Raw genomic sequence first — 24,673 nt, forward strand, 5'->3', positions numbered from 1 at the left:
CTACGTTTCCTGACGCCACGCCGCCCGCTTTTTTGGGAGCGGCGGCCGGCCGTGCGGTCCCGTTCCGGGGCGACCGTGACCTCGCCGTTGTGCCTTGGCTGGCACCGCGGCCCCTGACGGGTGTCCACCCATGCATCTTTCCGAACTGAAAGCCCTCCACGTCTCGGCCCTCATCAAGATGGGCGAGGAACTGGAGATCGACAACGTCAGCCGCCTGCGCAAGCAGGAGCTGATGTTCGCCATCATGAAGAAACGCGCCAAGGCCGGAGAACAGGTCTTCGGCGACGGCGTGCTCGAAGTGCTGCCCGACGGCTTCGGCTTCCTGCGCTCCATCGAGGCCAGCTTCATGGCGTCGACGGACGACATCTACCTGAGCCCCAGCCAGATCCGCCGCTTCAACCTGCACACCGGCGACCTGGTGGAAGGCGAGGTGCGCGTGCCCAAGGACGGCGAGCGCTATTTCGCGCTCGTGAAGGTGGACCGCGTCAACGGCCAGACGCCCGAGGAGAGCAAGAACAAGATCATGTTCGAGAACCTGACGCCCTTGTTCCCCAAGGAGCAGTTCAGGCTCGAACGCGAGGGCTTCAAGGGCGAGGAGAACATCACCGGCCGCATCATCGACCTGGTGGCGCCCATCGGCAAAGGCCAGCGCGCGCTGATCGTCGCCCAGCCCAAGACCGGCAAGACCGAGATGATGAAGAGCATCGCCCATGCCCTCGTCGCCAACGCGCCGGACTGCCACCTGATCGTACTGCTCGTCGACGAGCGCCCCGAGGAAGTGACCGAGATGCTGCGCACCGTGCGCGGCGAGGTCATCAGCTCCACCTTCGACGAGCCCGCCGCGCGCCACGTGCAGGTGGCCGAGATGGTGATCGAGCGCGCCAAGCGCCTCGTGGAGCTGAAGAAGGACGTCATCATCCTGCTAGACTCCATCACCCGCCTGGCCCGCGCGTACAACAACGTGCTGCCGTCCTCGGGCAAGGTGATGTCCGGCGGCGTCGACTCGAACGCGCTGCAGCGCCCCAAGCGCTTCTTCGGCGCGGCGCGCAACATCGAGGAAGGCGGCTCGCTGACCATCATCGGCACCGCGCTGATCGACACCGGCTCGCTGATGGACCAGGTGATCTACGAGGAGTTCAAGGGCACTGGCAACTGCGAGATCCACCTGGACCGCCGCATGGCCGAGAAGCGCGTCTACCCGTCCATCCTGATCAACAAGTCCGGCACGCGCCGCGAGGAGCTGCTGCTCAAGCCCGAGATCCTGCAAAAGAGCTGGATCCTGCGCAAGCTGCTCTACAACATGGACGAGATCGAGGCGATGGAGTTCATCCTCGACAAGATGAAGGCGTCGAAGAACAACCTCGACTTCTTCGACATGATGCGCCGCGGCGGTTGATCCGCTACAATCGCGGGTTTTCCGCCCCGACACCCCTGGAAAGTGCGGTGGCCAGTCCGGTTCCCAAACCGGGCCGGCCGGCGTGGCTCCCAACCCAGCCAAGAGGTTCCCCATGAAAGAAGGCATCCACCCCAACTACCGCGACGTCGCGTTCGTCGACCTGTCCAATGGCTTCCAGTTCGTCACGCGCTCGACCGTGCAGACCAAGGAAACCATCGAGATCGACGGCAAGACCCTGCCGCTGGTGAAGCTGGAAACCACCAGCGAGTCGCACCCCTTCTACACGGGCACGCAGAAGAGCGTGGACAACCTGGGCGGCCGCGTCGAGAAGTTCCGCAACAAGTTCGCGCACCTGAAGAAGTGACGCCGCCGGGGCGGTCGCGCACCGCTCCCGCCATGCAAGGGCAGCCTCGGCTGCCCTTCGTCGTTTCTGCGGCATCATGCCGGCCGCATCGACCGAACTCCCGCGCGTGAACCTCCCCACCCCCGCCATCGTCGCCGAGCGCGGCGCCGTTCGCCTGCCCCGCGTGGCTCTGCTGCTGCTGTGCGCGGCCTATCTGCTGCCCGGCATCTTCGGCCGCCAGCCCTGGCGCAGCGCCGACCTGACGGCCTTCGGCTTCATGGCCAGCATCGCCGAGGGCCGCGCGCCCTGGTGGCAGCCGGCCATCGCCGGCATCCCGGCCGACAGCGGCCCGCTGCCCTACTGGCTGGGCGCGCTGGCGATCAAGGCCCTGCCCTTCCTGGACGCCCCGGTCGCCGCCCGACTGCCCTATGCGCTGGTGCTGGCGGGGGTGTTCCTGGCCGTCTGGTACGCCTGCTTCCACCTGGCCCGCACGGAGGCCGCACAGCCCGTCGCGTTCGCGTTCGGCGGCGAGGCGCACGCGGTGGACTATGCGCGCGCGCTGGCCGACGGCGCGCTGCTGGCGCTGATGGCGTCGCTGGGGCTGCTGCAGCTGGGCCACGAGACCACGCCCGAGCTACTGCAGCTGCTGGCCGTGTCGGTCTACCTCTACGGCCTGGCGGCCGCGCCCTACCGCCGCTGGCAGTCCCGGCTGGCCGTGCTGGTCGCGCTGCCGGTGCTGGCGGCCAGCGATGCGCCGACCGTGGCCTGCGCGCTGGGCCTGCTGGGCGTGCTGCTCAACCACCGCTCCAGCTACGAATCGGCCCAGGGCCAGCGCGTCTGGCTGCTGGGCGCGCTGACCTGCGCCGTGCTGGCGGCCTGGGCCTTCCACGGCTGGGCCTGGCGGCTGGGGGCGGCGCCGGACCCGGCGTCGCTGGCCAGCCTGCTGGCCTGGTTCTGCTGGCCGGCCGGGCCGCTGGCGCTGTGGACGCTGTGGCGCTGGCGCCGCCATGGGCTGCGCCGCCACATCGCCGTGCCGGCCATCGCGCTGCTGGTGCCGCTGGCGGCCTGCGTCGCGATGGGCGGCTCGGAGCGCGCGCTGCTGCTGGCCCTGCCCTCGCTGGCCATCCTGGCGGCCTTCGCGCTGCCGACGCTGAGCCGCAGCATCGCGGCGGCGGTGGACTGGTTCTGCGTCTTCATCTTCTCGGCCGTCGCGCTGTTCGGCTGGCTCTACTACCTGTCCATGCACACCGGCTGGCCGGCGCGGCCGCTGGCCAACATGCGCCGGCTGGCCGAGGGCTTCGAGCCGCATTTCAGCCCGCTGGCGCTGGTGCTGGCGCTCGCGGCGACGGCGGCCTGGCTGGCCCTGGTGCGCTGGCGCACCGCGCGCCACCGCCATGCGCTGTGGAAGAGCCTGGCACTGCCGGCCGGCGGCGTGGCGCTGGGCTGGCTGCTGGCCATGAGCCTGCTGTTGCCGCCGCTGGACTACGCGCGCAGCCTGGCGCCGCTGGTGGCGCGGCTGCAGGCGCACCTGCCGGCGCAGGCGCGATGCCTGGCCGCGCCGGGCCAGCCGCTGGCGACGCTGGCCGGGCTGGAGTGGCACGGCGGCTGGACGGTGCAGGGCCGCGGCAGCTTGGCCGACTCGCGCTGCCCGCACGCCGTCATCGGCGCCGGGCAGCCGGTACCGCCGGGCTGGCAGGTGGTGGCGCAGGTGAAGCGGCCGACGGACCGCAGCGGCACCGCCGGCCTGGTGCTACTGCGCCGCCGCTGACGCGGCGAAGGCGGCCTCGTCGCCCAGCGCCACGTCGCCGGACTGGCGCACGCGCGCCGCGGGGAAGACGAGCCGGAAGCGCGAGCCCCGGCCCACCTCGCTCTGGATCATCAGCTCGCCGCCGTGGCGCTGCATGACGTGCTTGACGATGGACAGGCCCAGGCCGGTGCCGCCGGTCTCGCGCGAGCGGCTGCCGTCAACGCGGTAGAAGCGCTCGGTCAGGCGCGGGATGTGCTCGCGCGCGATGCCCAGGCCCGTGTCGACGATGGCCAGCTCGCCGCTGCCGTCCTCCAGCAGCCGCCACGTGAGCTCGACCTCGCCGCCGTCCGGCGTGTAGCGCACGGCGTTGGTGACGAGGTTGGCGACGGCGCTGAGCAGTTCGCTCTCGATGCCGGCCAGTTCGACGCCGGTCGCGGGCCGCAGGCGCAGCGCGTGGCGGCCGGCGGACAGCGCCTCGGCATCGGCCGCGACGCGCGCCAGCAGGCTGTCCAGCGCCACCCAGCGGTCGGGCGCCGGGCGCGGGCTGCCTTCCAGCTGCGCCAGCGTCAGCAGGTCGGCCACCAGCGTCTGCATGCGCTGGGTCTGCTGGGCCATCAGCAGCAGCATGCGGTCGCGTTCCACCGGCGTCAGCGGCAGCGCCTGCAGCGTCTCGATGAAGCCGGACAGCACCGTCAGCGGCGTGCGGATCTCGTGCGAGACGTTGGCGACGAAGTCGCGCCGCATGGCCTCGGCGCGCACGCGCTCGGTGACGTCCAGCGACAGCACCAGGCGCATGCCCTCGCCGTACTCGCGCACGATGATGGACAGCGTGCCCGGGCCGCGGCCGGTGCCCAGCACCAGCGGCTCGGCGTAGCGGCCGGCCTGCAGGTAGGCGACGAAGGCCGGCGCGCGCACGAGGTTGGTGATGCGCTGCTGCAGGTCGCGCCGGGGGTCCAGCGCGAAATGGTCGGCGGCGGCGCGGTTGCACCAGACGATCTGCTCCTGCCGGTCCAGCATCAGCACGCCGTTGGGCGAGGCCTCGATGGCGGAGAGGAACTGGTCCAGCTCCACGCGGCCGCGCGCCAGCGCCCGGTCGCGGTCGCGCATCGCGCGCTCGACGCGGTAGCCCAGTTCGCCCCACAGGCCGGTGTCGCGCGGCGCGCTGTCGAGCTGGTTGCCGCGCAGCCAGTTCAGCAGCCGGTTGCCGCGCACCGCGTCCACCAGCAGCAGCGCCGCCACGCCGGCCAGCACGCCCAGGCCCAGGCTCAGCGCCTCGGACCCGCTGGCGGCGCGCACCAGCACGCCGACGACGAACCCGAGCCCGACGGCCGCCAGGGCCATCAGCAGTCGCGGCAGCAGCCAGGTCATGGACGCGCGGGCGCTCTCAGGCGGAAAGCGCGCCGGCCTGCTGCGTCAGCCGGTAGCCCGCGCCGCGCACCGTCTCGATCATGCGCGCACACTGCACGCGCTCCAGCGCCTCGCGCAGCCGCTTGACGTGGACGTCGATGGTGCGCTCCTCGATGAAGACGTGGTCGCCCCAGACGCGGTCCAGCAGCTGCGGGCGGCTGTGCACGCGCTCGGGGTGGGTCATCAGGAAGTGCAGCAGGCGGAACTCGGTCGGGCCGAGCTTGACCTCGACGCCGTCGCGGCTGACGCGGCGCGTGCCCGGGTCCAGCAGCAGCGGGCCCACCTCGACGGCGCTGTCCAGCGCCTCGGGCGCCTTGCGGCGCAGCACGGCGCGGATGCGGGCCAGCAGCTCGTTGGTCGAGAAGGGCTTGGTGATGTAGTCGTCGGCCCCGGCGTCCAGGCCGGCGATCTTGTCGACCTCCTCGGCGCGCGCCGTCAGCATGATGACGGGCAGCTCCCTGGTGCGCGCGCTGGCGCGCCACTGGCGGGCCAGCGCCACGCCGCTCTGGCCGGGCAGCATCCAGTCCAGCAGGACCAGGTCGGGCAGCACGCCGTCCACCTCGGCCTGCGCCTGCGCGGCGCTGCCGGCGAGGGTGACCTCGAAGCCCGCGTGGCGCAGGTTGATGGAGATCAGCTCGGCAATCGCCGATTCGTCTTCCACCACCAGTATTCGACTCATGGGATGGCTCTTTCGAAAGTGGTGCCTGGCCGGGCGGCCGCCGTGGCGCCGGCTTGGCCGGGCCACGGGCAGCGCCCCTTCGAGGGGGCCGGCGAAGCGGGTCGGGGGTGGGTCATCGAACCATGGTCTCGACGGCCTCGGGCGAGTTGTGCCGCACGTCCGTGCCCTTGACCACGTAGATGATCACCTCGGCCAGGTTCTTCGCGTGGTCGCCGACGCGCTCGATGGCCTTGGCGACGAACACCAGGTCGATGGACGAGGAGATGGTGCGCGGGTCTTCCATCATGTAGGTGATGAGCTTGCGCAGCAGGCCGTCGAATTCCTTGTCGATCTCGTCGTCGTGCTTGAGCACGTCCAGCGCGCGCTCCACGTCCAGCCGGGCGAAGGCGTCCAGCGACTTGCGCAGCTGGCCGGTGGCGAGCTCGGCCTCGTAGGCGAGGTCGGACATCGGCAGCCGCATGCGGCTGGAGACGCCGCCGGTCACCAGGCGCTGCACGGTGCGCGCGATGCGGGCGGCCTCGTCGCCCACGCGCTCCAGGTTGGCGATGCTCTTGCTGATGGCGATCAGCAGGCGCAGGTCGCGCGCGGTGGGCTGGCGGCGCGCGATGATGGTGGAGAGGTCGCGGTCGATCTCCACCTCCATCGCGTTCACGCGGCCTTCCTTGGCCAGCACGTCGCCGGCCGAGTCGGCGCTGAAGTCCAGCAGCGCCTGCACGGCCTGGGCCACCTGGGCTTCCACCAGGCCGCCCATTTCGAGCACGCGGGTGGAGATGCCGCTGAGCTCGGCGTCGAACTGGGTCGAGAGATGCTTGTCGGTCATGCCGTCCTCCTTGGGGTCAGCCGAAGCGGCCGGTGATGTAGTCCTCGGTGTCCTTGCGCTTGGGCTTCATGAACAGCTCCGCGGTCGGGCCGAATTCGATCAGGTCGCCCAGGTACATGTAGGCCGTGTAGTCCGAGCAGCGCGCGGCCTGCTGCATGTTGTGGGTGACGATGGCCACCGTGTAGTCGCTCTTCAGCTCGTGGATCAGCTCCTCGATCTTGCCGGTGGAGATCGGGTCCAGCGCCGAGCAGGGCTCGTCGAGCAGCAGCACCTCGGGCTTGATGGCGATGCCGCGCGCGATGCACAGCCGCTGCTGCTGGCCACCGGACAGGCCGGAGCCGCTCTGGTTGAGCTTGTCCTTCACCTCGGTCCACAGCGCGGCCTTTTTGAGCGCCCATTCGACGCGCTCGTCCATCTCGACGCGCGGCAGCGTCTCGAACAGGCGCACGCCGAAGGCGATGTTGTCGTAGATCGACATCGGGAAGGGCGTGGGCTTCTGGAAGACCATGCCGACCTTGGCGCGGATCAGCGAGACGTCGTCCTTGGCGGTCAGGATGTCCTCGCCGTCCAGCAGGATCTGGCCTTCGGCGCGCTGCTCGGGGTAGAGCTCGAACATGCGGTTCAGCGTGCGCAGCAGCGTGCTCTTGCCGCAGCCCGACGGGCCGATGAAGGCGGTGACCTTCTTCTCGGGAATGTCGAGGTTGATGTTCTTCAGCGCGTGGAAGCCGCCGTAGTAGAAGTTCAGGCTGCGCACCGACAGCTTGGCGCGTTCGCCCACGGGCGTTTCGATCTTGGCGTCCATGGTGGAGTCCTCAGTGTTTGTTCTTGAAAAGCACGCGGGCCAGGATGTTCAGCAGCAGCACGCCCACGGTGATCAGGAAGACGCCCGCCCAGGCCAGCTTCTGCCAGTTCTCGTAGGGGCTCATCGCGAACTTGAAGATCGTGACCGGCAGGCTGGCCATCGGCGCGCCGAGGTCGCTGGTCCAGAACTGGTTGGACAGCGCGGTGAACAGCAGCGGCGCGGTTTCGCCGGACACGCGGGCCAGCGCCAGCAGGATGCCGGTGATGACGCCGGCGCGCGCCGCCTTCAGCGTGATGGACAGGATGACCTTCCACTTCGGCGTGCCCAACGCATATGCCGCCTCGCGCAGCGCGTTGGGCACCAGGCTGAGCATGTTCTCCGTCGTGCGGATGACGACCGGGATGACCAGCAGCGCCAGCGCCAGCGCGCCGGCCAGGCCGGAGAAGCTCTTGAGCCTGGCGACGACGACGGCGTAGACGAACAGGCCCACGACGATGGACGGCGCGGACAGCAGGATGTCGTTGATGAAGCGCACCACGCTACCCAGCCAGGTCTTCTGGCCGTACTCGGCCAGGTAGACGCCGGCCAGGATGCCGATGGGCGTGCCCACCAGCGTGGCCAGGCCCACCATGACGAAGCTGCCGAACAGCGCGTTGGCCAGGCCGCCGCCCTCGCCCTGCGGCGGCGGCGTCATCTCGGTGAAGGTGGCCCAGTTCAGGCCGCCGATGCCGAGGTAGATGGTCTCGAACAGGATCCAGATCAGCCAGAACACGCCGAAGGCCATGGCGCCGAGGGACAGCGCCAGCGCGACGACGTTGGTGCGCTTGCGCTTGTGGTGCATCGCCAGGCGGCGCGCGTCGAGGGTCGAGGACATCAGAAAACCTCCGTGCGTTGCATTGCGGTGTAAGCCCGTTCGGGCGGCCGTGCGGGGCTCATGAACGCGCTCCTTCGCTCTTCTTCAGCCGGACCAGCAGCAGCTTGGAGATGGCCAGCACGACGAAGGTGATCAGGAACAGCACCAGGCCGAGGTACATCAGCGAGGCCTGGTGCAGGCCCTCGCCGGCCTCGGCGAATTCATTGGCCAGCGTGGAGGTGATGCTGTTGGCCGCCTCGAAGACGGACAGCGAGCTCAGCTGGTTCATGTTGCCGATGACGAAGGTGACGGCCATCGTCTCGCCGAGCGCCCGGCCCAGGCCCAGCATGACGCCGCCGACCACGCCGGTCTTGGTGAACGGCAACACGACCTTGAAGACGACCTCCCAGGTCGTCGCGCCCAGCCCGTAGGCGGACTCCTTCAGCATCGGCGGCGTCACCTCGAACACGTCGCGCATCACCGAGGCGATGAACGGGATGATCATGATCGCCAGGATGATGCCGGCCGACAGGATGCCGATGCCCACCGGCGGGCCCGAGAACAGCGCGCCCAGGTAGGGCACGCCGCCGAACATCGCCTGCAGCGGCTGCTGCACGAAGGTGGCCAGGATCGGGCCGAACACCAGCAGGCCCCACATGCCATAGACGATGGACGGCACGGCCGCCAGCAGCTCGATGGCGATGCCCAGCGGCCGCTTCAGCCAGCTGGGCGAGAGTTCGGTCAGGAAGATGGCGATGCCGAAGCTGACCGGCACCGCGATCAGCAGCGCGATGAACGAGCTGGCCAGCGTGCCGTAGATCATCACCAGGCCGCCGAACTTCTCCTGCACCGGGTCCCATTCCGCGCTGGTCAGGAAGCCCAGGCCGAAGGCCTGCAGGGCCGGCGCGGCGCCGACGATGAGGGAGCCGATGATGCCCACCATCAGCGCCAGCGTCAGCCAGGCGGCCCCTTGCGACAGGGTGGCGAACAGCGTGTCGGCCCAGGGGGCGACGCGGCGGCGCGGCGGTTGCGGGCTCATGGGCGCGAGATGGGGCCTGGGTTCGGCGTCGGCGCTGCCGGCGGGAAGGATGGCTGCCAAGGGACCTCCGGAAAGGGCGGGTCGGGGTGGAGGCGCCTTCTCGTGGCGAAGCCCGGCCGGAGCCGGGCTTCTTCAGTGCCGCGCGAGGCGCCCGGGGATCACTTGTAGGCGACGGGCTTGCCAGCGGCGTCCTTGATCTGGCCGGCCCACTGCTTGCGCACCAGGTCCTTCACCGAGGCGGGCAGCGGCACGTAGTCCAGGTCGTCGGCCAGCTTGTCGCCGCTGGCGTAGGCCCACTCGAAGAACTTCAGCGCGGCGCTGCCCTGGGCGGGCTTGTCCTGCGCCTTGTGCATCAGGATGTAGGTCGGGTTGGTCAGCGGCCACGCGGCCTTGCCCGGCTGGTCGGTGGTGATCTGGTAGAAGGTCTTGTTCCAGTCCGCGCCGGCGGCGGCGGCCTTGAAGGCCTCGTCGTTGGGGCTGACCCACTGGCCGTCCCGGTTCTTCAGCTGGACGAAGGTCATCTTGTTCTGCTTCACATAGGCGTACTCGACGTAGCCGATGGCATTGGGCAGGCGCTGCACGAAGGCCGCGACGCCTTCATTGCCCTTGCCGGCGGTGCCGGCCAGCCACTTGACCGTCGTGCCCTCGCCGACCTTGTCCTTCCAGTCCGGGCTGACCTTGGACAGGTAGTTCGTGAAGATGAAGGTGGTGCCGGAGCCGTCGGCGCGTGCGACCGGGGCGATGGCGGCGTCGGGCAGCGCGACGCCGGGGTTCAGCGCGGTGATGGCCGCGTCGTTCCACTTCGTGACCTTGCCGAGGTAGATGTCGGCCAGCACGGCGCCGGTCAGCTTCAGTTGGCCCGGGGCGATGCCCTTGACGTTGATCACCGGCACGACGCCGCCGATCACGGTCGGGAACTGCACCAGGCCGTCCTTGGCCAGGTCCTCGTCCTTCAGCGGCATGTCGGAGGCGCCGAAGTCCACCGTCTTGGCCTTGATCTGCTTGATGCCGGCGCCGGAGCCGACGGACTGGTAGTTGATGCGGGCGCCGGTGGCCTTGTGGTAGGCATCGGCCCACTTGGCATAGATGGGCGCCGGGAACGTGGCGCCGGCACCGGTCACGTCCTGCGCCAGCGCCACCTGGGCGCCGAACAGGCCTGCAACGAGGACGAGCGACGGGTTGACCTGGGCAAAGTTCATCTGAGACACCTTCCGCACAGCGGTTTGACAATGGCCGCCATCCTAGGGATCGAATGTGACGGTTCGGTGACCCGCGCCGCCCGCGAAACGCCGCCCGATGCGCGCCGGGACACTGTATGACAGCCCGTCATCCGGCGTCACGCGGCTGTCACATGGACGGCCGCGAACAGGTTCTCAGTGTCCCGGCGCCAGCCCGGCCGCCTGCGCCGCCAGCGTGCCGAGCTGGCCGTACAGCGGCAGCACGTTGGTGCCCGCCGTCGGGTGCACGCGGTTGGACAGCAGCACGAAGAAGCTGCGGCTGCCCGGGTCCAGCCAGAACGCGCAGCCGGTGAAGCCGGTGTGGCCGAAGCTGGTCGGCGGATACAGGCTGCCGCGCGGCCGCGCATAGGGCGACGCGATGTCCCAGCCCAGGCTGCGCCGCTCGGCCAGCGCGGGCGGCGACTGCGCCGTCGTCAGCAGCGCCACGCTGTCCGGCGCCAGCAGGCGGCGGCCGTCGTCGGCGACGCCGCCGGCCAGCAGCATGCGGGCGAAGCGGGCCAGGTCGGCCGTCGTCGTGAACAGGCCCGCGTGGCCGGCCACGCCGCCCATCTTGCGGGCGGTCGGGTCGTGCACCTCGCCGCGCAGCACGCGGCCGCCGTCCAGGCGCTCGGTGGGGGCGATGCGCGCGGCCGCCATGCGCCGCAGCGGCAGGTAGCCGCTGTCCCGCATGCCCAGCGGGTCGAACAGCGCCTGCCGCGCGAACGCGTCCAGCGGCATGCCGGCCTGGCGCTCGACGATGCGGCCCAGCAGGATGAAGTTGACGTCCGAATAGCGGAAGCGCTCGCCCGGCGCCCCGTCCAGCGGCAGCCCGCAGGCGATGCGCTGCGCGTCGTCCGCGCCGGCCCAGTCGCCCGCGCCGTTGCCCGGCAGGCTGGCGGGCAGGCCGGAGCTGTGGGTGAGCAGGTGGCGCAGCGTGATGCCGGCCTTCTCCGCCCCGCCGCAGCCGGGCAGGTAGCGCTGCAGCGGCGCCTCGATGTCGAGCCGGCCGCGCTCGCGCAGCAACTGCACCAGCGTGGCGGTGACGACCGGCTTGGTCAGCGAGGCGGCGTCGAAGACGGTGGCCTCGTCCAGCGGCTCGGGCGCGGGCTCGACGGCGCGCTGGCCGAAGGCGCGGTGGTGGCTGCCGACGCCGATGCGTTCGATCCACAGCGCGGCGCCGGGCATCTGGCGGTCGGCGATGACGCGTTCGACGGCCTGGTCGGCCTGCGCCAGCGGCGCCGGCACCAATCCAGGGTGGGCGCAGCCGGCCAGCAGCGCCAGCGCCAGCAGGCAGGGGGTCAGGAGCGGAGGATGCTTCATGCCCCCGATTCTGCGAGATCCGCCGGGCTCAGAACCCGAAACCCGCCCCGGCGCCCAGCAGCGTGGCGACGCCCAGCGCCGCGAAGATCGCCGCAGCCGCCGCGTGCACCAGCTTCATCGGGATGCGATGGGCCAGCTTGTCGCCCACGAACACGGCCGGCACGTCGGCCACCAGCATGCCCAGCGTGGTTCCGACGACCACCCAGGCCGGGCTGGCGTAGTGCGCCGCCATGGCGACCGTGGCGACCTGTGTCTTGTCGCCCATCTCGGCGAGGAAGAAGGTCACCAGCGTGGCGCCGAACACGCCGAAGCGCTGCGCGATGCGGGTGTCGTCCTCGTCCAGTTGGTCGGGCACCAGGGTCCAGACCGCCATGCCGAGGAAGGACGCGCCGAGCACCCAGCGCATCGCGCCCGGCGGCACGGTGGCGGTGATCCACGCGCCCAGCGCGCCGGCCAGGCCGTGGTTCACGACGGTGGCGCACAGGATGCCGAGGATGATGGGCAGCGGCTTCTTGAAGCGCGCGGCGAGCAGGAAGGCGAGGAGTTGGGTCTTGTCGCCGATCTCGGCGAGGGCGACGACGCCGGTGGAGACGAGCAGGGCTTCCATGGGAGAACGGGTTCCAGGCCGGATCGAGGACGAATGACCACGCCGCTTCCCCGGCCAGTGCGGAGGCGGCATGGTCAAAGGTCTTGCCAGGTTCTGGAACTGCCGACGCCATGGCCTGCGGGCCAAGTGTGTTGACGTCGGCCTCGGCCGCAAGCCGGGCTTGCGGGAGAGCGGCTACTCCCCAGTGACGGCGCGCATTATGCCGGCGCCGTGATCGTCAGGCCGGCACTCAGCGGCCGGTGCTGCTCGGCGCCATCGACATCCAGGCGCGCGACTGGGTGGCGATGCGGCGCTCCAGGTCGGCGTGGTCGATGGCGCGGGACAGGTAGCGCTCTTCGATATCAACGGGGGTGTCCGCCGTCAGCAGGTTGCGCAGCGCGTGGAGGAAGTTCTGGATCAGGCTCATGGTCTTCGGGGTCAGTCAGGCTTGCGACCTAGGGAAAACCCGATTATAGGGTTAACCCCTTAAGAAACATGCGCACGGACGCGGCGGTGTCCATTCCGTCACGCTCCGGCATCAAGATGTAGTTGATTACATTACGGCCATGCCCACCGACCTCTGGACCCAGTTCGACGCCGCACCGCTGGCCCTGACGCTGCGGGTGGCCGGGGTCGCCACCGGCCTGGCGCTGGTGCTGGGCCTGGCGCTGGGCTGGGTGTTCGCCCGCACGCGGCTGCCCGGCCGGGGCGTGCTGGAGGCCGTCTGCATGCTGCCCATGGTGCTGCCGCCCACGGTGCTGGGCTACGGCATCCTGGTGCTGATGGGCCGGCGCAGCGCCCTGGGCGCCTGGCTGCGCGAGCAGTTCGACTACACGGTCATCTTCAGCTGGCACGGCGCCGTGCTGGCGTCGGCGCTGGTGGCGCTGCCGCTGGTGCTCAAGGGCGCCGGCAGCGCCTTCGCGCAGGTGGACCGCAACCTGGAGGCAGCCGCCCGCACGCTGCGCCAGTCGCGCTGGAGCACCTTCGTGCGCGTGACGCTGCCGCTGGCCTGGCCCGGCATCCTGGCCGGCACGCTGCTGGCCTTCGCCCGGGCGATGGGCGAGTTCGGCGCCTCGCTGATGGTGGCCGGCTCCATCCCGGGCCAGACGCAGACCGCCTCGATGGCCATCTACGACGCCGTGCAGGCCGGCCGCGACGACCTGGCGCTGCTGCTCGCCCTCCTCGTGTCGGCCGTCTCGGTCGCCATCCTCGTGCTGTCCAATCGCTACCTGCAACGCCCCTCCCCGCCATGAAGAAACGCCTGCTGCTCTCCCTCGCCCTGGCCACGCTGCCGCTGTTCGCGTCGGCGCAACAGCTCACCGTCTCGGCCGCCGCCAGCCTGACCGACGCCTTCAAGGAGATCGCCCCCCGGTTCGAGGCCGCCCGGCCGGGTGCGACGGTGCGCTTCAACTTCGCCGCGTCGGGCGTGCTGCTGCAGCAGATCGCCCAGGGCGCGCCGGTGGACGTGTTCGCCAGCGCCGACCAGGAGACCATGAACCGCGGCGTGGCGCAGAAGCTGATCCAGGACGGCACCCGCCGCGACTTCGCCGCCAACAGCCTGGTGCTCATCACGCCGGTGCAGGGCGCGCCCGCCGTCGCCACGCTGGCCGACCTGAACCAGGCCGGCGTGAAGCGCATCGCCGTCGGCAAGCCGGCCTCGGTGCCCGTGGGCCGCTACACGCAGCAGGCGCTGGAGGGCGCGCAGCTGTGGGCCGGCCTGCAGCCCAAGCTCGTCCATGCCGACAACGTGCGCCAGGTGCTGGACTACGTGTCCCGCGGCGAGGTGGAGGCCGGCTTCGTCTACCGCACGGACGCCGAGCTGCTGAAGGACAAGGTGCGCATCGCCATGACGGTGGGCGGCCACACGCCGGTGACCTACCCGGTGGCCGCCGTCGCGGAGAGCCGGCAGGCCGCGCTGGCCCGGGATTTCATCGCCTTCCTCGGCGGCGCCGAGGCGCAGGCCATCCTGGCCCGATACGGCTTCGGCAAGCCTTGATCGACGTCCGGCTGCAGCTGTCGGTCAGCGACGCCCGGCGCCGCTTCGACCTCGACATCGCCTTCGCCACCGACGCGCCCTTCGTCGCGCTGTACGGCGCGTCCGGTGCCGGCAAGTCGCTGACGCTGCAGGCCATGGCCGGGCTGCTGCCGGTGCGCGCCGGCCATGTGCGGCTGAACGGCCGCGCGCTGCTGGACACCGCCGCCGGCCTGTGCCTGCCGCCCGAGGCGCGCGGCGTGGGCTATCTGTTCCAGCACTACGCGCTGTTCCCGCACCTCAGCGTGCGCGACAACATCGCCTTCGGCCTGACGAGCTGGCGCCGCCGGCTGCGGGCCGGCGACGCGGCGCGGGTGGACGAACTGATCGACAGCTTCGGCCTCGCCGCGCTGGCGCGCAGCCGGCCCGCCACGCTGTCCGGCGGCCAGCAGCAGCGCGTCGCGCTGGCGCGTGCGCTGGCCTGCAACCCGCAGGTGCTGCTGCTGGACGAGCCCTTCGCCGCGCTGCACCCGCTGCTGCGCCGGCAGCTGCGCGACGAGTTGCGCGCGGTGCGCGAGCGCTGGGGCATCCCGGCCGTCATGATCACGCACGACCTGGACGACGTCGCCGCGCTCGCCCACCGCGCCTACGTCGTGGACGGCGGCCGCATCGTCCGCGAGGTGGACCTGGACGCCGGACCCGCCCACGACCTGCTGCCGGATGCCGCCGCGCTGCGGCCCGAGGAACGGCGCCGCCGCGACCTGCTGGAGGAACGACTCGCATGAAAGCCCTGCCCGCGCTGTTCCATGCGCTGTGCCTCGCCCTGCTCGGCCCGGCCGCCCAGGCCCAGCTGCAGGTGCAGCGGCTGGACGGCAGCACCGTCACGCTGGACGCCGCCGCGCTGGCCGCGCTGCCGCACGAACCCGTCCAGGCCGAGGCGCACGGCCACCGGATCGAGGCCCAGGCGGTGGACCTGCTGCAGGTGCTGCGCGCCGCGGGCGTGGTGCCGCCGCAGCAGGTGCGCGGCGCCGCGCTGCGCCAGGTGCTGCTGGCCGGCGCGCGGGACGGCTATGCGGCCGCCTTTTCCTGGGGCGAGCTGGACCCGGCGCTGGGCGGCCGGCGCGTGTTCCTCGTCACCGGCGGCTTGCGGCCCGACGAAGGCCCGCTGCGCCTGGTCGTGCCGGCCGACGCGCGGCCCGCGCGCTGGGTGCGACAGTTGGCGTCCCTGCAACTGCTCGCGCCGCCGGCCCCTGCGCCGCCTTGACCGCGCCGCGCCCCGCCGACCATCCGCTGCTGCAAGGCGAGCTGCGCCTGGCCGGCCGGCTGGACGGCCGCTTCTTCGACCTGCTGGCGGCGCTGGCGCTGACCGGCTCGCTGCACAAGGCCGCGCGCGCCGCCGGCTACAGTTACAAGGGTGCCTGGCTGGTGCTGGACGCCGCCGGCGCGCTGACGCATGCGCCGCTGCTGGAGACGGCCACCGGCGGCCGGGGCGGCGGCGGCTCGCGGCTGACCGCCGAGGGCCTGGCGCTGCTGGCCGCGTGGCGGGGCCTGCAGTCCCGCCTCGCCGGCTTCCTCGGCGAGCAGGAAGCCTGGCTGACCGAACAACCGGGGCTCGCCGCCCTGCTGAAAAGGATGAGCATGAAAACCAGCGCCCGCAACCAGTTCCCCGGCCAGATCGCGGCCGTCCACGCCGGCCCGGCGACGACGACGGTGCAAGTCGCGCTGGCCGGCGGCCAGCAGGTCACCGCGTCGCTGACCACGCAGGCCGCCGAGGAACTGGTCCTGCGCCCCGGCCAGGAGGCGCTGGCACTGGTGAAGGCCAGCGAGGTGGTGCTGGTGACCGACTTCGGCGGCTACCGGCTGTCGGCCCGCAACCAGCTGGCGGGCACGGTGTCACGCGTGCAGCGCGGCGCGGTGTCCAGCCTGGCCGGCATCACGCTGCCGGGCGGCCTGACCATCACGGCCAGCATCACCAACGACGCGGTGGACGGCCTGGGCCTGGCCGTGGGCCAGCCCGCCACGGCCACCTTCAAGGCCTATGCGGTGATGCTGGCCGTGCGCGGCTGAGCGCCCCGGACGCGACGCGCGGTTAAAGTGCCGGCCATGCGTCGCCCCGGCCGATTCCTGCTGCTGTGCCTGCTGCTGGTGCTGTTGCCGCTGCGCGGCCTGCTCGCGGCCGGCCTGCCGGGTTGCGAGCCACCCGCCGCGGCCCAGCACGGCGCGCACGCGGACCATGCGGCGCACGCCGCACCGGACAGCGCACCGGCCAAGGCCCATGGCGACGCCGATGGCCACCACGCCGCCGGCAAGCCCTGCAAGCTGTGCGCCCCGTGCTGCCTGGCCACCGCGCCGCCGCCGGTGCTGGCCGTCGGCGCGATGGGCGTGGCGCCAGCCACCCGCGTGGCGCTGGCGCCGGCCGAGGCCTGGCGCGGCATCGTGCCGCCGCTGCCCGACCCGCCGCCACGGGCCTGAACCCGCCCCTGCCCCACAGCACCCGCCGCCCCGCATCCCCGGGGCGCGGGTGGGTTCCCGTCCGTCACCCGAGGTCCATCCCATGACTCCCTCTCCCGCAGCGCTGCCGCTGCTGGCCGCCTTGCTGCTGGCCGGCTGCGCCAGCATCGACCCCGGCGCCCCGCTCGCCGAAGTCAACCGCCTGACCCAGGCCCACACCGGCCAGCCGCTGGCCGACCAGCCGCTCGCCGCCGACGCGCTGGCCGACCGGCTGCGCGAACCGCTGCCCGCCGACGCCGCCGTGCGGCTGGCGCTGCAGAACAACCGCGCGCTGCAGGCCCGGCTCGCCGGCCTGGGCGTCACCGCCGCCGAGGTCGATGCCGCCGGCCGCCTGCCCAACCCCGGCTTCAGCTTCAGCCGCCTGACGCGCGGCGCCGAGGTGGAGCTGGAGCGCGGCTGGCACCTGGACCTGGCCCGGCTGCTGACGCTGCCGTTGGTGCGCGCCGCCGAGCAGCGCCGCCTGCAGGCCGAGCAGCAGCAGGCGGCCGGCGACGTGCTGGCGCTGGCCGCCGACACCCGCCGCGCCTGGATACAGGCGGTGTCGGCCGAGGCCACGCTGCAGCAGCGCCGCCAGGTGCTGGACGCCACCGAGGCCGGCGCCGAACTGGCCCGGCGCCTGCACGCGGCCGGCAACTTCAATGCGCTGGCGCAGGCGCGCGAACAGGCGTTCGAGGCCGAGGCCCGGCTGGCGCTGGCGCGCGCGCAGGCCCAGCACCTGGCCGCGCGCGAGCGCCTGGTGCGGCTGCTGGGCCTGGACGGCGAGCACGCCGCCGCGCTGCGCCTGCCGGCGCAGCTGCCCGAGCTGCCCGCCGCGCCGCGCGAGCCCGGCGGCATCGACGCCGCCGCGCTGGCCGGGCGGCTGGACGTGCAGGCCGCGCGCGCGACGCTGGAGCAGGCGGCGCGCCAGGCCGACCTGGCCCGCACGACGCGCTTCGTGTCCATGCTGGAGCTGAGCGTCGCGCACAACTCGTCCAACGAGGCGCCCACGCAGCGCGGCTGGGAGGTCGCGCTGGAGCTGCCGCTGTTCGGCCCCGGCCCGCTGCCGCGCGCGCAGGCGCTGGCCCGCCAGGCCGCGCATGACGCGGCGGCCACCGCCGTGCAGGCGCGCTCCGAGGCCCGCGAGGCCTACGGCCTGTACCACAGCGCCTTCGACATCGCCCGCCAGCACCGCGACGAGCTGCTGCCGCTGGCCCGGCGCATCGCCCGCGAACAGCTGCTGCGCTACAACGGCATGCTGGCCGGCGTGTTCGAGCTGCTGGCCGACGCGCGCGCGCAGGCCGCCGCCGCCAGCGCCGCGCAGGAGGCGCTGCGCGACTTCTGGCTGGCCCAGGCCGATCTCGACCAGGCCCTCGTCGGCCGCGCATCGCCGGCCCGGCCCGCATCCGGCGCCACCGCCGCCACGCCCGCCGCCACGGCGGCCCACTGAATTCCGAGGTTCCCATGTTCAACCGACGCTCCCTGCTCGCCGGCTCCACGCTGGCCTCGCTGGCCGCGGTCTCCAAGGCCGCGATGGCCGCGCTGCCCGAGCCCGTCATCCAGTCCTCCCCCGACACCCAGCCGCCGCTCGCGCCGCCCAACGGCCGGCCCTACCGCCCCGTCGTCACGCTCAACGGCTGGACCGCGCCGTGGCGCATGCGCGACGGCGTCAAGGAGTTCCACCTGGTCGCCGAACCCGTCGTGCGCGAGATGGCGCCTGGCTTCACGGCAAAGCTGTGGGGCTACAACGGCCAGAGCCCGGGGCCGACCCTCGAGGTCGTCGAGGGCGACCGCGTGCGCATCTACGTGACCAACCGCCTGCCCGAGCCCACCACCATGCACTGGCACGGCCAGCGCCTGCCCAACGGCATGGACGGCGTGTCGGGCCTCACGCAGCCGCCCATCCCGCCGGGCAAAACCTGGGTGTACGAGTTCGTCGCCCGCCGCCCCGGCACCTTCATGTACCACCCGCACGCCGACGAGATGGTGCAGATGGCCATGGGCATGATGGGCCTGTGGATCACGCACCCCAGCCGCAAGCATCCGCACATCGCCGACGTGGACCGCGACTACGCCTTCCTGCTCAACGCCTACGACATCGACCCCGGCAGCGCGGTGCCCAAGGTGATGACGATGCTGGACTTCAACCTGTGGAGCTGGAACAGCCGCATCTTCCCCGGCATTGCTCCGCTGGTGGCGCGCCAGGGCGACCGCGTGCGCATCCGCGTCGGCAACCTGACGATGACCAACCACCCCATCCACCTGCACGGCCATGAGTTCGAGGTCACCGGCACCGACGGCGGCCCGGTGCCGCGCGGCGCGCGCTGGCCCGAGGTGACGACCGACATCGCCGTCGGCCAGATGCGCCAGATCGAGTTCATCGCCGACGAGGAAGGCGACTGGGCGCTGCACTGCCACAAGGCCCACCACACGATGAACGCGATGGGCCACGACGTGCCGACGCTGCTGGGCGTGGACGCCAGCGACCTGGAGGCCAGGATCCGCAAGCTGGTGCCGGGCTACATGGCCATGGGGCACACGGGCATGCACGAGATGACGGAGATGAGCATGCCCGGGCCGCAGAACACCGCGCCGATGATGGCCGGCGACGGCCCGTTCGGCGCCGTCGGCATGGGCGGCATGTTCAGCATGCTGAAGGTGAGGCGCGGGCTCGGGCGCGGCGACTACGGCGACCCGGGCTGGTTCCAGCACCCGGCCGGCACGCTGGCGCGCGAGGTGGGCGACGCGCCGCCGGCCGCGACGGCCCCGGGCGCGCCGCCCCCGGCCGCGGCCGACGTGCAGGTGCGCAAGCCCCACCACCACGTGCACTGAGGCCGGCGGCGCATCGGGCCGGCCCCGGGAGGGCTGCCAGCCCGACTGCCATCCGGCACTGCCACGACGGCATTGGCAGCCGGCGCTGCCGGCGCTGCCGGCGCCGGCACGCCGTGGCAGCGCCCGCGCGGACCGCGAATCCTGTTGCGCGACAAGCAGTTGGCGCGCAGCACCAGCGCCCGCGCGGCCTGGCACGGTTCTTGGGATGAGCAGGGCATGCAACGCGATGAACGCCGGCTGGTCCGGCACCTGGCCTGGGTGCTCGCCGTCAAGCTGCTGGCACTGGCCGGGCTGTGGTGGGGCTTCGTGCGCGACCAGCGCCTGAGCCCCGACGCCGCCTCGGCCGCCCAGCACATCGTCGCCCCCACGCCCGCCTCAGGAGGATCCCGGTGATCTCGGAACACGTCGTCGACCTGTCGCGGCTGCAGTTCGCAGCCACGGCCATGTACCACTTCCTGTTCGTGCCGCTGACGCTCGGCATGGTCTGGCTGCTCGTCATCATGGAGTCGGTCTACGTGATGACCGGCCGGACGGTGTGGAAGGACATGACCCGCTTCTGGGGCAAGCTGTTCGGCATCAACTTCGCGCTGGGCGTGACGACCGGCATCACGCTGGAGTTCCAGTTCGGCACCAACTGGGCCTACTACTCGCACTACGTCGGCGACATCTTCGGCGCGCCGCTGGCCATCGAGGGCCTGATGGCCTTCTTCCTCGAATCCACCTTCATCGGCCTGTTCTTCTTCGGCTGGGACCGCCTCAGCCGCCCGCAGCACCTGCTGGTGACGACGCTGATGGCCGTCGGCACCAACCTGTCGGCGCTGTGGATCCTGATCGCCAACGGCTGGATGCAGAACCCGGTGGGCGCCGAGTTCAGCTACCAGACCATGCGCATGGAGATGACCGACTTCTGGGCCATCGTCTTCAACCCGGACGCCCAGGCCAAGTTCGTCCACACCGTCTCCGCCGGCTATGTGACGGGCGCGATGTTCGTGCTGTCCATCAGCAGCTGGTACCTGCTCAAGGGCCGCGACGTGGAGTTCGCCAGGCGCAGCTTCCGCGTGGCCTCGGCCTTCGGCCTGGCCAGCGTGCTCAGCGTCATCGTGCTGGGCGACGAGTCCGGCTACATGGTCGGCGAGGCGCAGCAGACCAAGATGGCCGCCATCGAGGCCATGTGGGAGACCGAGCCCGCGCCGGCCAGCTTCAACGTGATCGCCTGGCCCAACGAGGCCGCGCAGCGCAACGACTGGTCGCTGGAGATCCCCTACGCGATGGGCCTCATCGGCACGCGCAGCCTCAGCAAGGAGATCCCGGGCATCCGCGACATCAAGGCGAAGAACCGCGAGCGCATCGAGCGCGGCATCGTCGCCGTCATCGCGCTCGAAGCGCTGCGCCGCCACCGCGACGACCCGGTGGCGCGGGAGACCTTCGAACGCCACAAGGCCGACCTCGGCTTCGGCCTGCTGCTGAAGAAATACGTCGCCGACGTGCGCCAGGCGACCGCGCAGACCATCGGGCGCGCCGTCAACGACACCGTGCCGCGCGTGACGCCGATGTTCTGGAGCTTCCGCGCCATGGTGGGGCTGGGCGTGCTGATGCTGGCCCTGTTCGCGCTGTCGTTCTGGCACACGCTCAAGGGCGACTTCGCCCGCCGGCGCGGGCTGCTGACGTGGGCGCTGTGGATGCTGCCGGCGCCCTGGCTGGCCTGCGAGTTGGGCTGGTTCGTCGCCGAGTACGGCCGCCAGCCCTGGACCATCTACGGCGTGCTGCCCACGCACCTGAGCGTGTCCACGCTCAGCGCCGAAAGCCTCTACGGCTCGCTGGCCGGCTTCGTGGGCTTCTACACGGTGCTGCTGGTCATCGAGGTCTACCTGATGCAGAAGTTCGCGCGGCAGGGCCCGGGCAGCCTGGGCACCGGCCGCTACGACCGCGAACCCGCACACGCCTGAGGAGGACATGGTGATGGACTACGCAACCCTGAAGATCATCTGGTGGCTGCTGGTCGGCGTGCTGCTGGTCGGCTTCGCCGTCATGGACGGCCACGACATGGGGGTCGGCACGCTGCTGCCCTTCGTCGGCCGCGGCGACGAGGAGCGCCGCGTCGTCATCAACACCGTCGGCCCGCACTGGGACGGCAACCAGGTCTGGTTCATCACGGCCGGCGGCGCCATCTTCGCGGCCTGGCCGCTGGTCTACGCCACCGCCTTCAGCGGCTTCTACGGAGCGATGCTGGCGGTGCTGTGGGCGCTGTTCTTCCGCCCCGTCGGCTTCGACTACCGCAGCAAGATCCACGATGCCCGCTGGCGCAGCGCCTGGGACTGGGGCCTGTTCATCGGCGGCGCCGTGCCGCCGCTGATCTTCGGCGTGGCCTTCGGCAACCTGCTGCAGGGCGTGCCCTTCCAGTTCGACGACTACCTCGTCAGCACCTACACCGGCAGCTTCTGGCAGTTGCTCAACCCCTTCGCGCTGCTGGCCGGCGGGGTGAGCAGCGCCATGATCACGATGCAGGGCGGCGTCTACCTCGCGCACCGCACCGAGGGCACCATCCAGGCACGCGCCGCCCGGGCCGCGCGCGGCGCGGCGCTGCTGGCCGTGCTGGCCTTCGTCGGCGCCGGGCTGTGGCTGCGCTTCGGCGGCATCGAGGGCTTCGCGATGGTCCAGGCGCCCGACCCCAACGCCCTGCCCGACCCGCTGGCCAAGGTCGTCGTGCGCAGCGCCGACGGCTGGTGGGCCAACTACCGCCTGCTGCCGGCGCTGTGGGCGCTGCCGGGCCTGGGCATCGCCGGCGCGCTGCTCGCGGCCGGGCTCGCGGGCACCCGCCACACGCTGGCCGCCTTCGTCGCCTCGTCGCTGGCGCTGGCCGGCATCATCGGCACGGCGGGCGCGGCCATGTTCCCCTTCGTGATGCCGTCCTCCAGCATGCCCAGCGCCAGCCTGACGGTTTGGGACAGCGTCTCCAGCCCGATGACGCTGGCGCTGATGCTGGGCGCCACCGTGCTCTTCATGCCGCTGATCGTGCTCTACACCGGCTGGGCCTACCGCGTGATGCGCGGCAAGGTCACGGTCGAGCACATCCGCGCCAACGAACACACCGCCTACTGAAGAAAGGGCCTGCCATGTGGTATTTCGCCTGGATCCTCGGCGTCGGCTTCGCCGTGCTGCTGGCCGTCATGAACGCGATGTGGGGCGAGATGGCCGAAGACCGCCGCGCCTCCCACGATCGCGGCCACGACGCGTGAGCCCCGCCCGGCCGCCCGACGGGGCCCAGCGCCCGCCTGGCGGGACGTGCCGCGGGCCGGAGCCTGCGCCGATGAGCCCCGGACTGCACTGGCCCAGCCTGCTGGCCGGCCTGGCGCTGATGCTCGCCGGCACCGCCTACCCGCTGGTGTTCGCCGGCGCGGATGGCCGGGCCGACCATGGCCTGGCGATGCTGCTGTTCTGGGCGATGAGCGCGGGGTTCGTCCGGGGTGTCGGCTTCGTGCCCCGCCATCGCGCCTGGCGCTGGCTGTTCTCCGGCCGGGCCTGCCTGGCCGCGCTCGCCATCGCATGCGCCAGCGTGGCGCTGCGGGGCTGACGCGCGGCAGGCCGGCCAAAGCGCTGGTTCGTGACATGGCGCAGTTGCGCCATCACGATCCAAGCGCGCACAAAAAAGCCCGGCTCCTAAGACGGAACCGGGCTTCGCGTTCTGGACGGCCCGCCTGACGGCGGGCCTGAACTTGTACTTGGCGGAGTCGGAGGGATTCGAACCCTCGATGCAGGTTTTGCCCACATACTCCCTTAGCAGGGGAGCACCTTCGGCCACTCGGTCACGACTCCAGCACAGCCGCGCATTCTATACCAGCGCGGCGGCACCTCGGATGGAAATCAGGCCTTGGCCACCACTTCCTGGTCCAGCTCGAACGCCTTGTGCAGCGCGCGCACGGCCAGCTCCATGTACTTCTCGTCGATGACGACGCTGGTCTTGATCTCGCTCGTCGAGATCATCTGGATGTTGATGCCCTCCTCGCTCAGCGCGCGGAACATCTTGGCCGCCACGCCGACGTGCGAGCGCATGCCGATGCCGACGATGGAAACCTTGCAGATCTTCGGGTCGCCGACCACCTGGCCCGCGTGGGTCGCCGGGCCGACCGTGTTGTTCAGCAGGTCCATCGTGCGCGCGTAGTCGTTGCGGTGCACGGTGAAGGAGAAATCGGTCTTCCCGTCGTGGGAGACGTTCTGGATGATGACGTCGATGTCGACGTTGGCCTCGGCGACCGGGCCCAGGATCTGGAAGGCGATGCCCGGCTTGTCCGGCACGCCCAGCAGCGTCACCTTGGCCTCGTCACGGTTGAAGGCGATGCCCGACACGACGGCTTGTTCCATGTTTTCGTCCTCTTCAAAACTGATCAGGGTGCCGGACTTGGCTTCCTCGTTGATGTCGATGTCCCACGGCGTGAAGCTGGACAGCACGCGCAGCGGCACGCGGTACTTGCCGGCGAACTCCACCGAGCGGATCTGCAGGATCTTCGAGCCCAGCGAGGCCATCTCCAGCATCTCTTCGAAGCTGATGGTGTGCAGGCGGCGCGCCTCGGGGACGATGCGCGGGTCGGTGGTGTAGACGCCGTCCACGTCGGTGTAGATCAGGCACTCGTCGGCCTTCATTGCCGCGGCGATGGCGACGGCCGAGGTGTCCGAGCCGCCCCGGCCCAGCGTGGTGACGTTGCCGGCGGCGTCGATGCCCTGGAAGCCGGTGATGACCACCACCTTGCCGGCCGCCAGGTCGGCGCGCACACGGGCGTCGTCGATGCGCTCGATGCGGGCCTTGGTGTAGGCGGAGTCGGTGAGCACCGGCACCTGCCAGCCGGCGTAGCTGACGGCCTCCAGGCCCTCGGCCTGCAGCGCCAGCGCCAGCAGGCCGACCGAGACCTGCTCGCCGGTGGCGGCGATCGCGTCCATCTCGCGCAGCGCGGCCGGGGTCTGGCCGGCGGGCGACACCTCCTTGGCCAGCGCGAGCAGGCGGTTGGTTTCACCGCTCATCGCCGAGGGCACGACCACCATCTGGTGGCCGGCGCGCACCCATTTGGCGACACGCTTGGCGACGTTGCGGATGCGCTCGGTGGACCCCATCGAGGTGCCGCCGTACTTGTGGACGATCAGAGCCATGTGTTTGAGCGAAGGCTGAAGGCCGAGCCGCCGG

Annotated in this window: 27 protein-coding genes, 1 tRNA gene and 1 riboswitch; of the genes, 16 read left to right on the forward strand and 12 right to left on the reverse strand. The window is 71.5% G+C overall.

Annotated elements, in window-relative coordinates; translation table 11 throughout:
• Positions 1 to 130 precede the first annotated feature (130 nt).
• The 3 genes from rho to QM788_RS17595 all read left to right on the forward strand — a co-directional run bounded on the left by rho (position 131) and on the right by QM788_RS17595 (position 3,507).
• The gene (gene rho / locus QM788_RS17585; RefSeq protein ID WP_373716215.1) at positions 131 to 1,396 is read left to right on the forward strand and encodes a transcription termination factor Rho; all 1,266 of its coding nucleotides are present in this window, start codon (positions 131 to 133) and stop codon (positions 1,394 to 1,396) included.
• Between the two features lie 112 nt (positions 1,397 to 1,508).
• The gene (locus QM788_RS17590; RefSeq protein WP_233390366.1) at positions 1,509 to 1,760 is read left to right on the forward strand and encodes a type B 50S ribosomal protein L31; all 252 of its coding nucleotides are present in this window, start codon (positions 1,509 to 1,511) and stop codon (positions 1,758 to 1,760) included.
• Positions 1,761 to 1,866: 106 nt separating this feature from the next.
• A complete protein-coding gene (locus tag QM788_RS17595; protein WP_415662744.1) occupies positions 1,867 to 3,507 on the forward strand; it encodes a hypothetical protein in 1,641 nt (546 codons plus the stop codon).
• On the opposite strand, the gene phoR is transcribed toward QM788_RS17595, so the two are convergent.
• The 10 genes from phoR to QM788_RS17645 all read right to left on the reverse strand — a co-directional run bounded on the left by phoR (position 3,490) and on the right by QM788_RS17645 (position 12,636).
• Positions 3,490 to 4,854, reverse strand: a complete 1,365-nt coding sequence (gene phoR / locus QM788_RS17600) for a phosphate regulon sensor histidine kinase PhoR (protein WP_415662745.1) — start codon at positions 4,852 to 4,854, stop codon at positions 3,490 to 3,492. The two genes, QM788_RS17595 and phoR, sit on opposite strands and share 18 nt — an antisense overlap.
• 16 nt (positions 4,855 to 4,870) lie before the next feature.
• Entirely contained in the window at positions 4,871 to 5,572 is a 702-nt protein-coding gene (phoB, locus tag QM788_RS17605) for a phosphate regulon transcriptional regulator PhoB (protein WP_415662746.1), read from the reverse strand.
• 112 nt (positions 5,573 to 5,684) lie between these two features.
• The gene (phoU, locus tag QM788_RS17610) at positions 5,685 to 6,392 is read right to left on the reverse strand and encodes a phosphate signaling complex protein PhoU (RefSeq protein ID WP_415662747.1); all 708 of its coding nucleotides are present in this window, start codon (positions 6,390 to 6,392) and stop codon (positions 5,685 to 5,687) included.
• A gap of 16 nt (positions 6,393 to 6,408) precedes the next feature.
• Positions 6,409 to 7,194, reverse strand: a complete 786-nt coding sequence (gene pstB, locus QM788_RS17615) for a phosphate ABC transporter ATP-binding protein PstB (RefSeq protein WP_415662748.1) — start codon at positions 7,192 to 7,194, stop codon at positions 6,409 to 6,411.
• Between the two features lie 10 nt (positions 7,195 to 7,204).
• A complete protein-coding gene (gene pstA, locus QM788_RS17620) occupies positions 7,205 to 8,068 on the reverse strand; it encodes a phosphate ABC transporter permease PstA (RefSeq protein WP_415662749.1) in 864 nt (287 codons plus the stop codon).
• Positions 8,069 to 8,126: 58 nt separating this feature from the next.
• Positions 8,127 to 9,086, reverse strand: a complete 960-nt coding sequence (gene pstC, locus QM788_RS17625; RefSeq protein ID WP_415662750.1) for a phosphate ABC transporter permease subunit PstC — start codon at positions 9,084 to 9,086, stop codon at positions 8,127 to 8,129.
• A 158-nt stretch (positions 9,087 to 9,244) separates the two neighbouring features.
• Positions 9,245 to 10,285 carry a phosphate ABC transporter substrate-binding protein PstS gene (gene pstS, locus QM788_RS17630; protein WP_415662751.1) on the reverse strand — a complete coding sequence of 347 codons (1,041 nt, stop codon included), beginning with the start codon at positions 10,283 to 10,285 and terminating at the stop codon, positions 9,245 to 9,247.
• A 174-nt stretch (positions 10,286 to 10,459) separates the two neighbouring features.
• Positions 10,460 to 11,623, reverse strand: coding sequence for a serine hydrolase domain-containing protein (locus QM788_RS17635; RefSeq protein ID WP_415662752.1), 1,164 nt, complete (start codon positions 11,621 to 11,623; stop codon positions 10,460 to 10,462).
• Positions 11,624 to 11,651: 28 nt separating this feature from the next.
• Positions 11,652 to 12,230, reverse strand: coding sequence for a TMEM165/GDT1 family protein (locus tag QM788_RS17640; RefSeq protein WP_415662753.1), 579 nt, complete (start codon positions 12,228 to 12,230; stop codon positions 11,652 to 11,654).
• A gap of 9 nt (positions 12,231 to 12,239) precedes the next feature.
• A riboswitch (yybP-ykoY riboswitch) is annotated at positions 12,240 to 12,432 on the reverse strand.
• Between the two features lie 27 nt (positions 12,433 to 12,459).
• The gene (locus tag QM788_RS17645) at positions 12,460 to 12,636 is read right to left on the reverse strand and encodes a hypothetical protein (RefSeq protein WP_415662754.1); all 177 of its coding nucleotides are present in this window, start codon (positions 12,634 to 12,636) and stop codon (positions 12,460 to 12,462) included.
• Positions 12,637 to 12,775: 139 nt separating this feature from the next.
• Between QM788_RS17645 and modB the strand changes: the two genes are divergently transcribed.
• From modB to QM788_RS17710, 13 genes are all read left to right on the forward strand, one after another.
• On the forward strand, positions 12,776 to 13,462 hold the full coding sequence (gene modB / locus QM788_RS17650; RefSeq protein ID WP_415662755.1) for a molybdate ABC transporter permease subunit: 687 nt from the start codon (positions 12,776 to 12,778) through the stop codon (positions 13,460 to 13,462).
• Positions 13,459 to 14,205, forward strand: coding sequence for a molybdate ABC transporter substrate-binding protein (gene modA / locus QM788_RS17655; protein WP_415662756.1), 747 nt, complete (start codon positions 13,459 to 13,461; stop codon positions 14,203 to 14,205). The genes modB and modA overlap by 4 nt, the downstream gene beginning before the upstream one ends.
• On the forward strand, positions 14,202 to 14,966 hold the full coding sequence (locus tag QM788_RS17660; RefSeq protein WP_415662757.1) for an ABC transporter ATP-binding protein: 765 nt from the start codon (positions 14,202 to 14,204) through the stop codon (positions 14,964 to 14,966). Before modA ends, QM788_RS17660 begins: the two co-directional genes overlap by 4 nt.
• Positions 14,963 to 15,445 carry a hypothetical protein gene (locus QM788_RS17665; protein WP_415662758.1) on the forward strand — a complete coding sequence of 161 codons (483 nt, stop codon included), beginning with the start codon at positions 14,963 to 14,965 and terminating at the stop codon, positions 15,443 to 15,445. Before QM788_RS17660 ends, QM788_RS17665 begins: the two co-directional genes overlap by 4 nt.
• Complete coding sequence (locus QM788_RS17670; protein ID WP_415662759.1) at positions 15,442 to 16,248, forward strand: TOBE domain-containing protein; 807 nt, start codon at positions 15,442 to 15,444, stop codon at positions 16,246 to 16,248. Before QM788_RS17665 ends, QM788_RS17670 begins: the two co-directional genes overlap by 4 nt.
• A 36-nt stretch (positions 16,249 to 16,284) precedes the next feature.
• On the forward strand, positions 16,285 to 16,653 hold the full coding sequence (locus tag QM788_RS17675) for a hypothetical protein (protein WP_415662760.1): 369 nt from the start codon (positions 16,285 to 16,287) through the stop codon (positions 16,651 to 16,653).
• Between the two features lie 82 nt (positions 16,654 to 16,735).
• Positions 16,736 to 18,118: a TolC family protein gene (locus QM788_RS17680; RefSeq protein ID WP_415662761.1), complete on the forward strand. Its 1,383-nt coding sequence runs from the start codon at positions 16,736 to 16,738 to the stop codon at positions 18,116 to 18,118.
• 14 nt (positions 18,119 to 18,132) lie between these two features.
• On the forward strand, positions 18,133 to 19,500 hold the full coding sequence (locus tag QM788_RS17685; RefSeq protein WP_415662762.1) for a multicopper oxidase family protein: 1,368 nt from the start codon (positions 18,133 to 18,135) through the stop codon (positions 19,498 to 19,500).
• Positions 19,501 to 19,716: 216 nt separating this feature from the next.
• Positions 19,717 to 19,893, forward strand: coding sequence for a cytochrome oxidase putative small subunit CydP (gene cydP / locus QM788_RS17690; protein WP_415662763.1), 177 nt, complete (start codon positions 19,717 to 19,719; stop codon positions 19,891 to 19,893).
• Entirely contained in the window at positions 19,890 to 21,446 is a 1,557-nt protein-coding gene (locus tag QM788_RS17695; protein WP_415662764.1) for a cytochrome ubiquinol oxidase subunit I, read from the forward strand. The genes cydP and QM788_RS17695 overlap by 4 nt, the downstream gene beginning before the upstream one ends.
• A gap of 10 nt (positions 21,447 to 21,456) precedes the next feature.
• A complete protein-coding gene (cydB, locus tag QM788_RS17700; protein ID WP_415662765.1) occupies positions 21,457 to 22,599 on the forward strand; it encodes a cytochrome d ubiquinol oxidase subunit II in 1,143 nt (380 codons plus the stop codon).
• A 14-nt stretch (positions 22,600 to 22,613) separates the two neighbouring features.
• Positions 22,614 to 22,736, forward strand: a complete 123-nt coding sequence (cydX, locus tag QM788_RS17705) for a cytochrome bd-I oxidase subunit CydX (RefSeq protein WP_415662766.1) — start codon at positions 22,614 to 22,616, stop codon at positions 22,734 to 22,736.
• Positions 22,737 to 22,807: 71 nt separating this feature from the next.
• A complete protein-coding gene (locus tag QM788_RS17710; RefSeq protein ID WP_415662767.1) occupies positions 22,808 to 23,071 on the forward strand; it encodes a cyd operon YbgE family protein in 264 nt (87 codons plus the stop codon).
• Positions 23,072 to 23,220: 149 nt separating this feature from the next.
• Here the strand turns inward: QM788_RS17710 and QM788_RS17715 are convergent.
• Positions 23,221 to 23,313, reverse strand: a tRNA-Ser gene (locus QM788_RS17715).
• A 48-nt stretch (positions 23,314 to 23,361) separates the two neighbouring features.
• Positions 23,362 to 24,639: an aspartate kinase gene (locus tag QM788_RS17720; protein ID WP_415662768.1), complete on the reverse strand. Its 1,278-nt coding sequence runs from the start codon at positions 24,637 to 24,639 to the stop codon at positions 23,362 to 23,364.
• Positions 24,640 to 24,673: the final 34 nt, after the last annotated feature.

The sequence above is a fragment of the Roseateles sp. genome, assembly GCF_047654785.1.
Classification (GTDB): Bacteria; Pseudomonadota; Gammaproteobacteria; order Burkholderiales; family Burkholderiaceae_C; genus Pelomonas.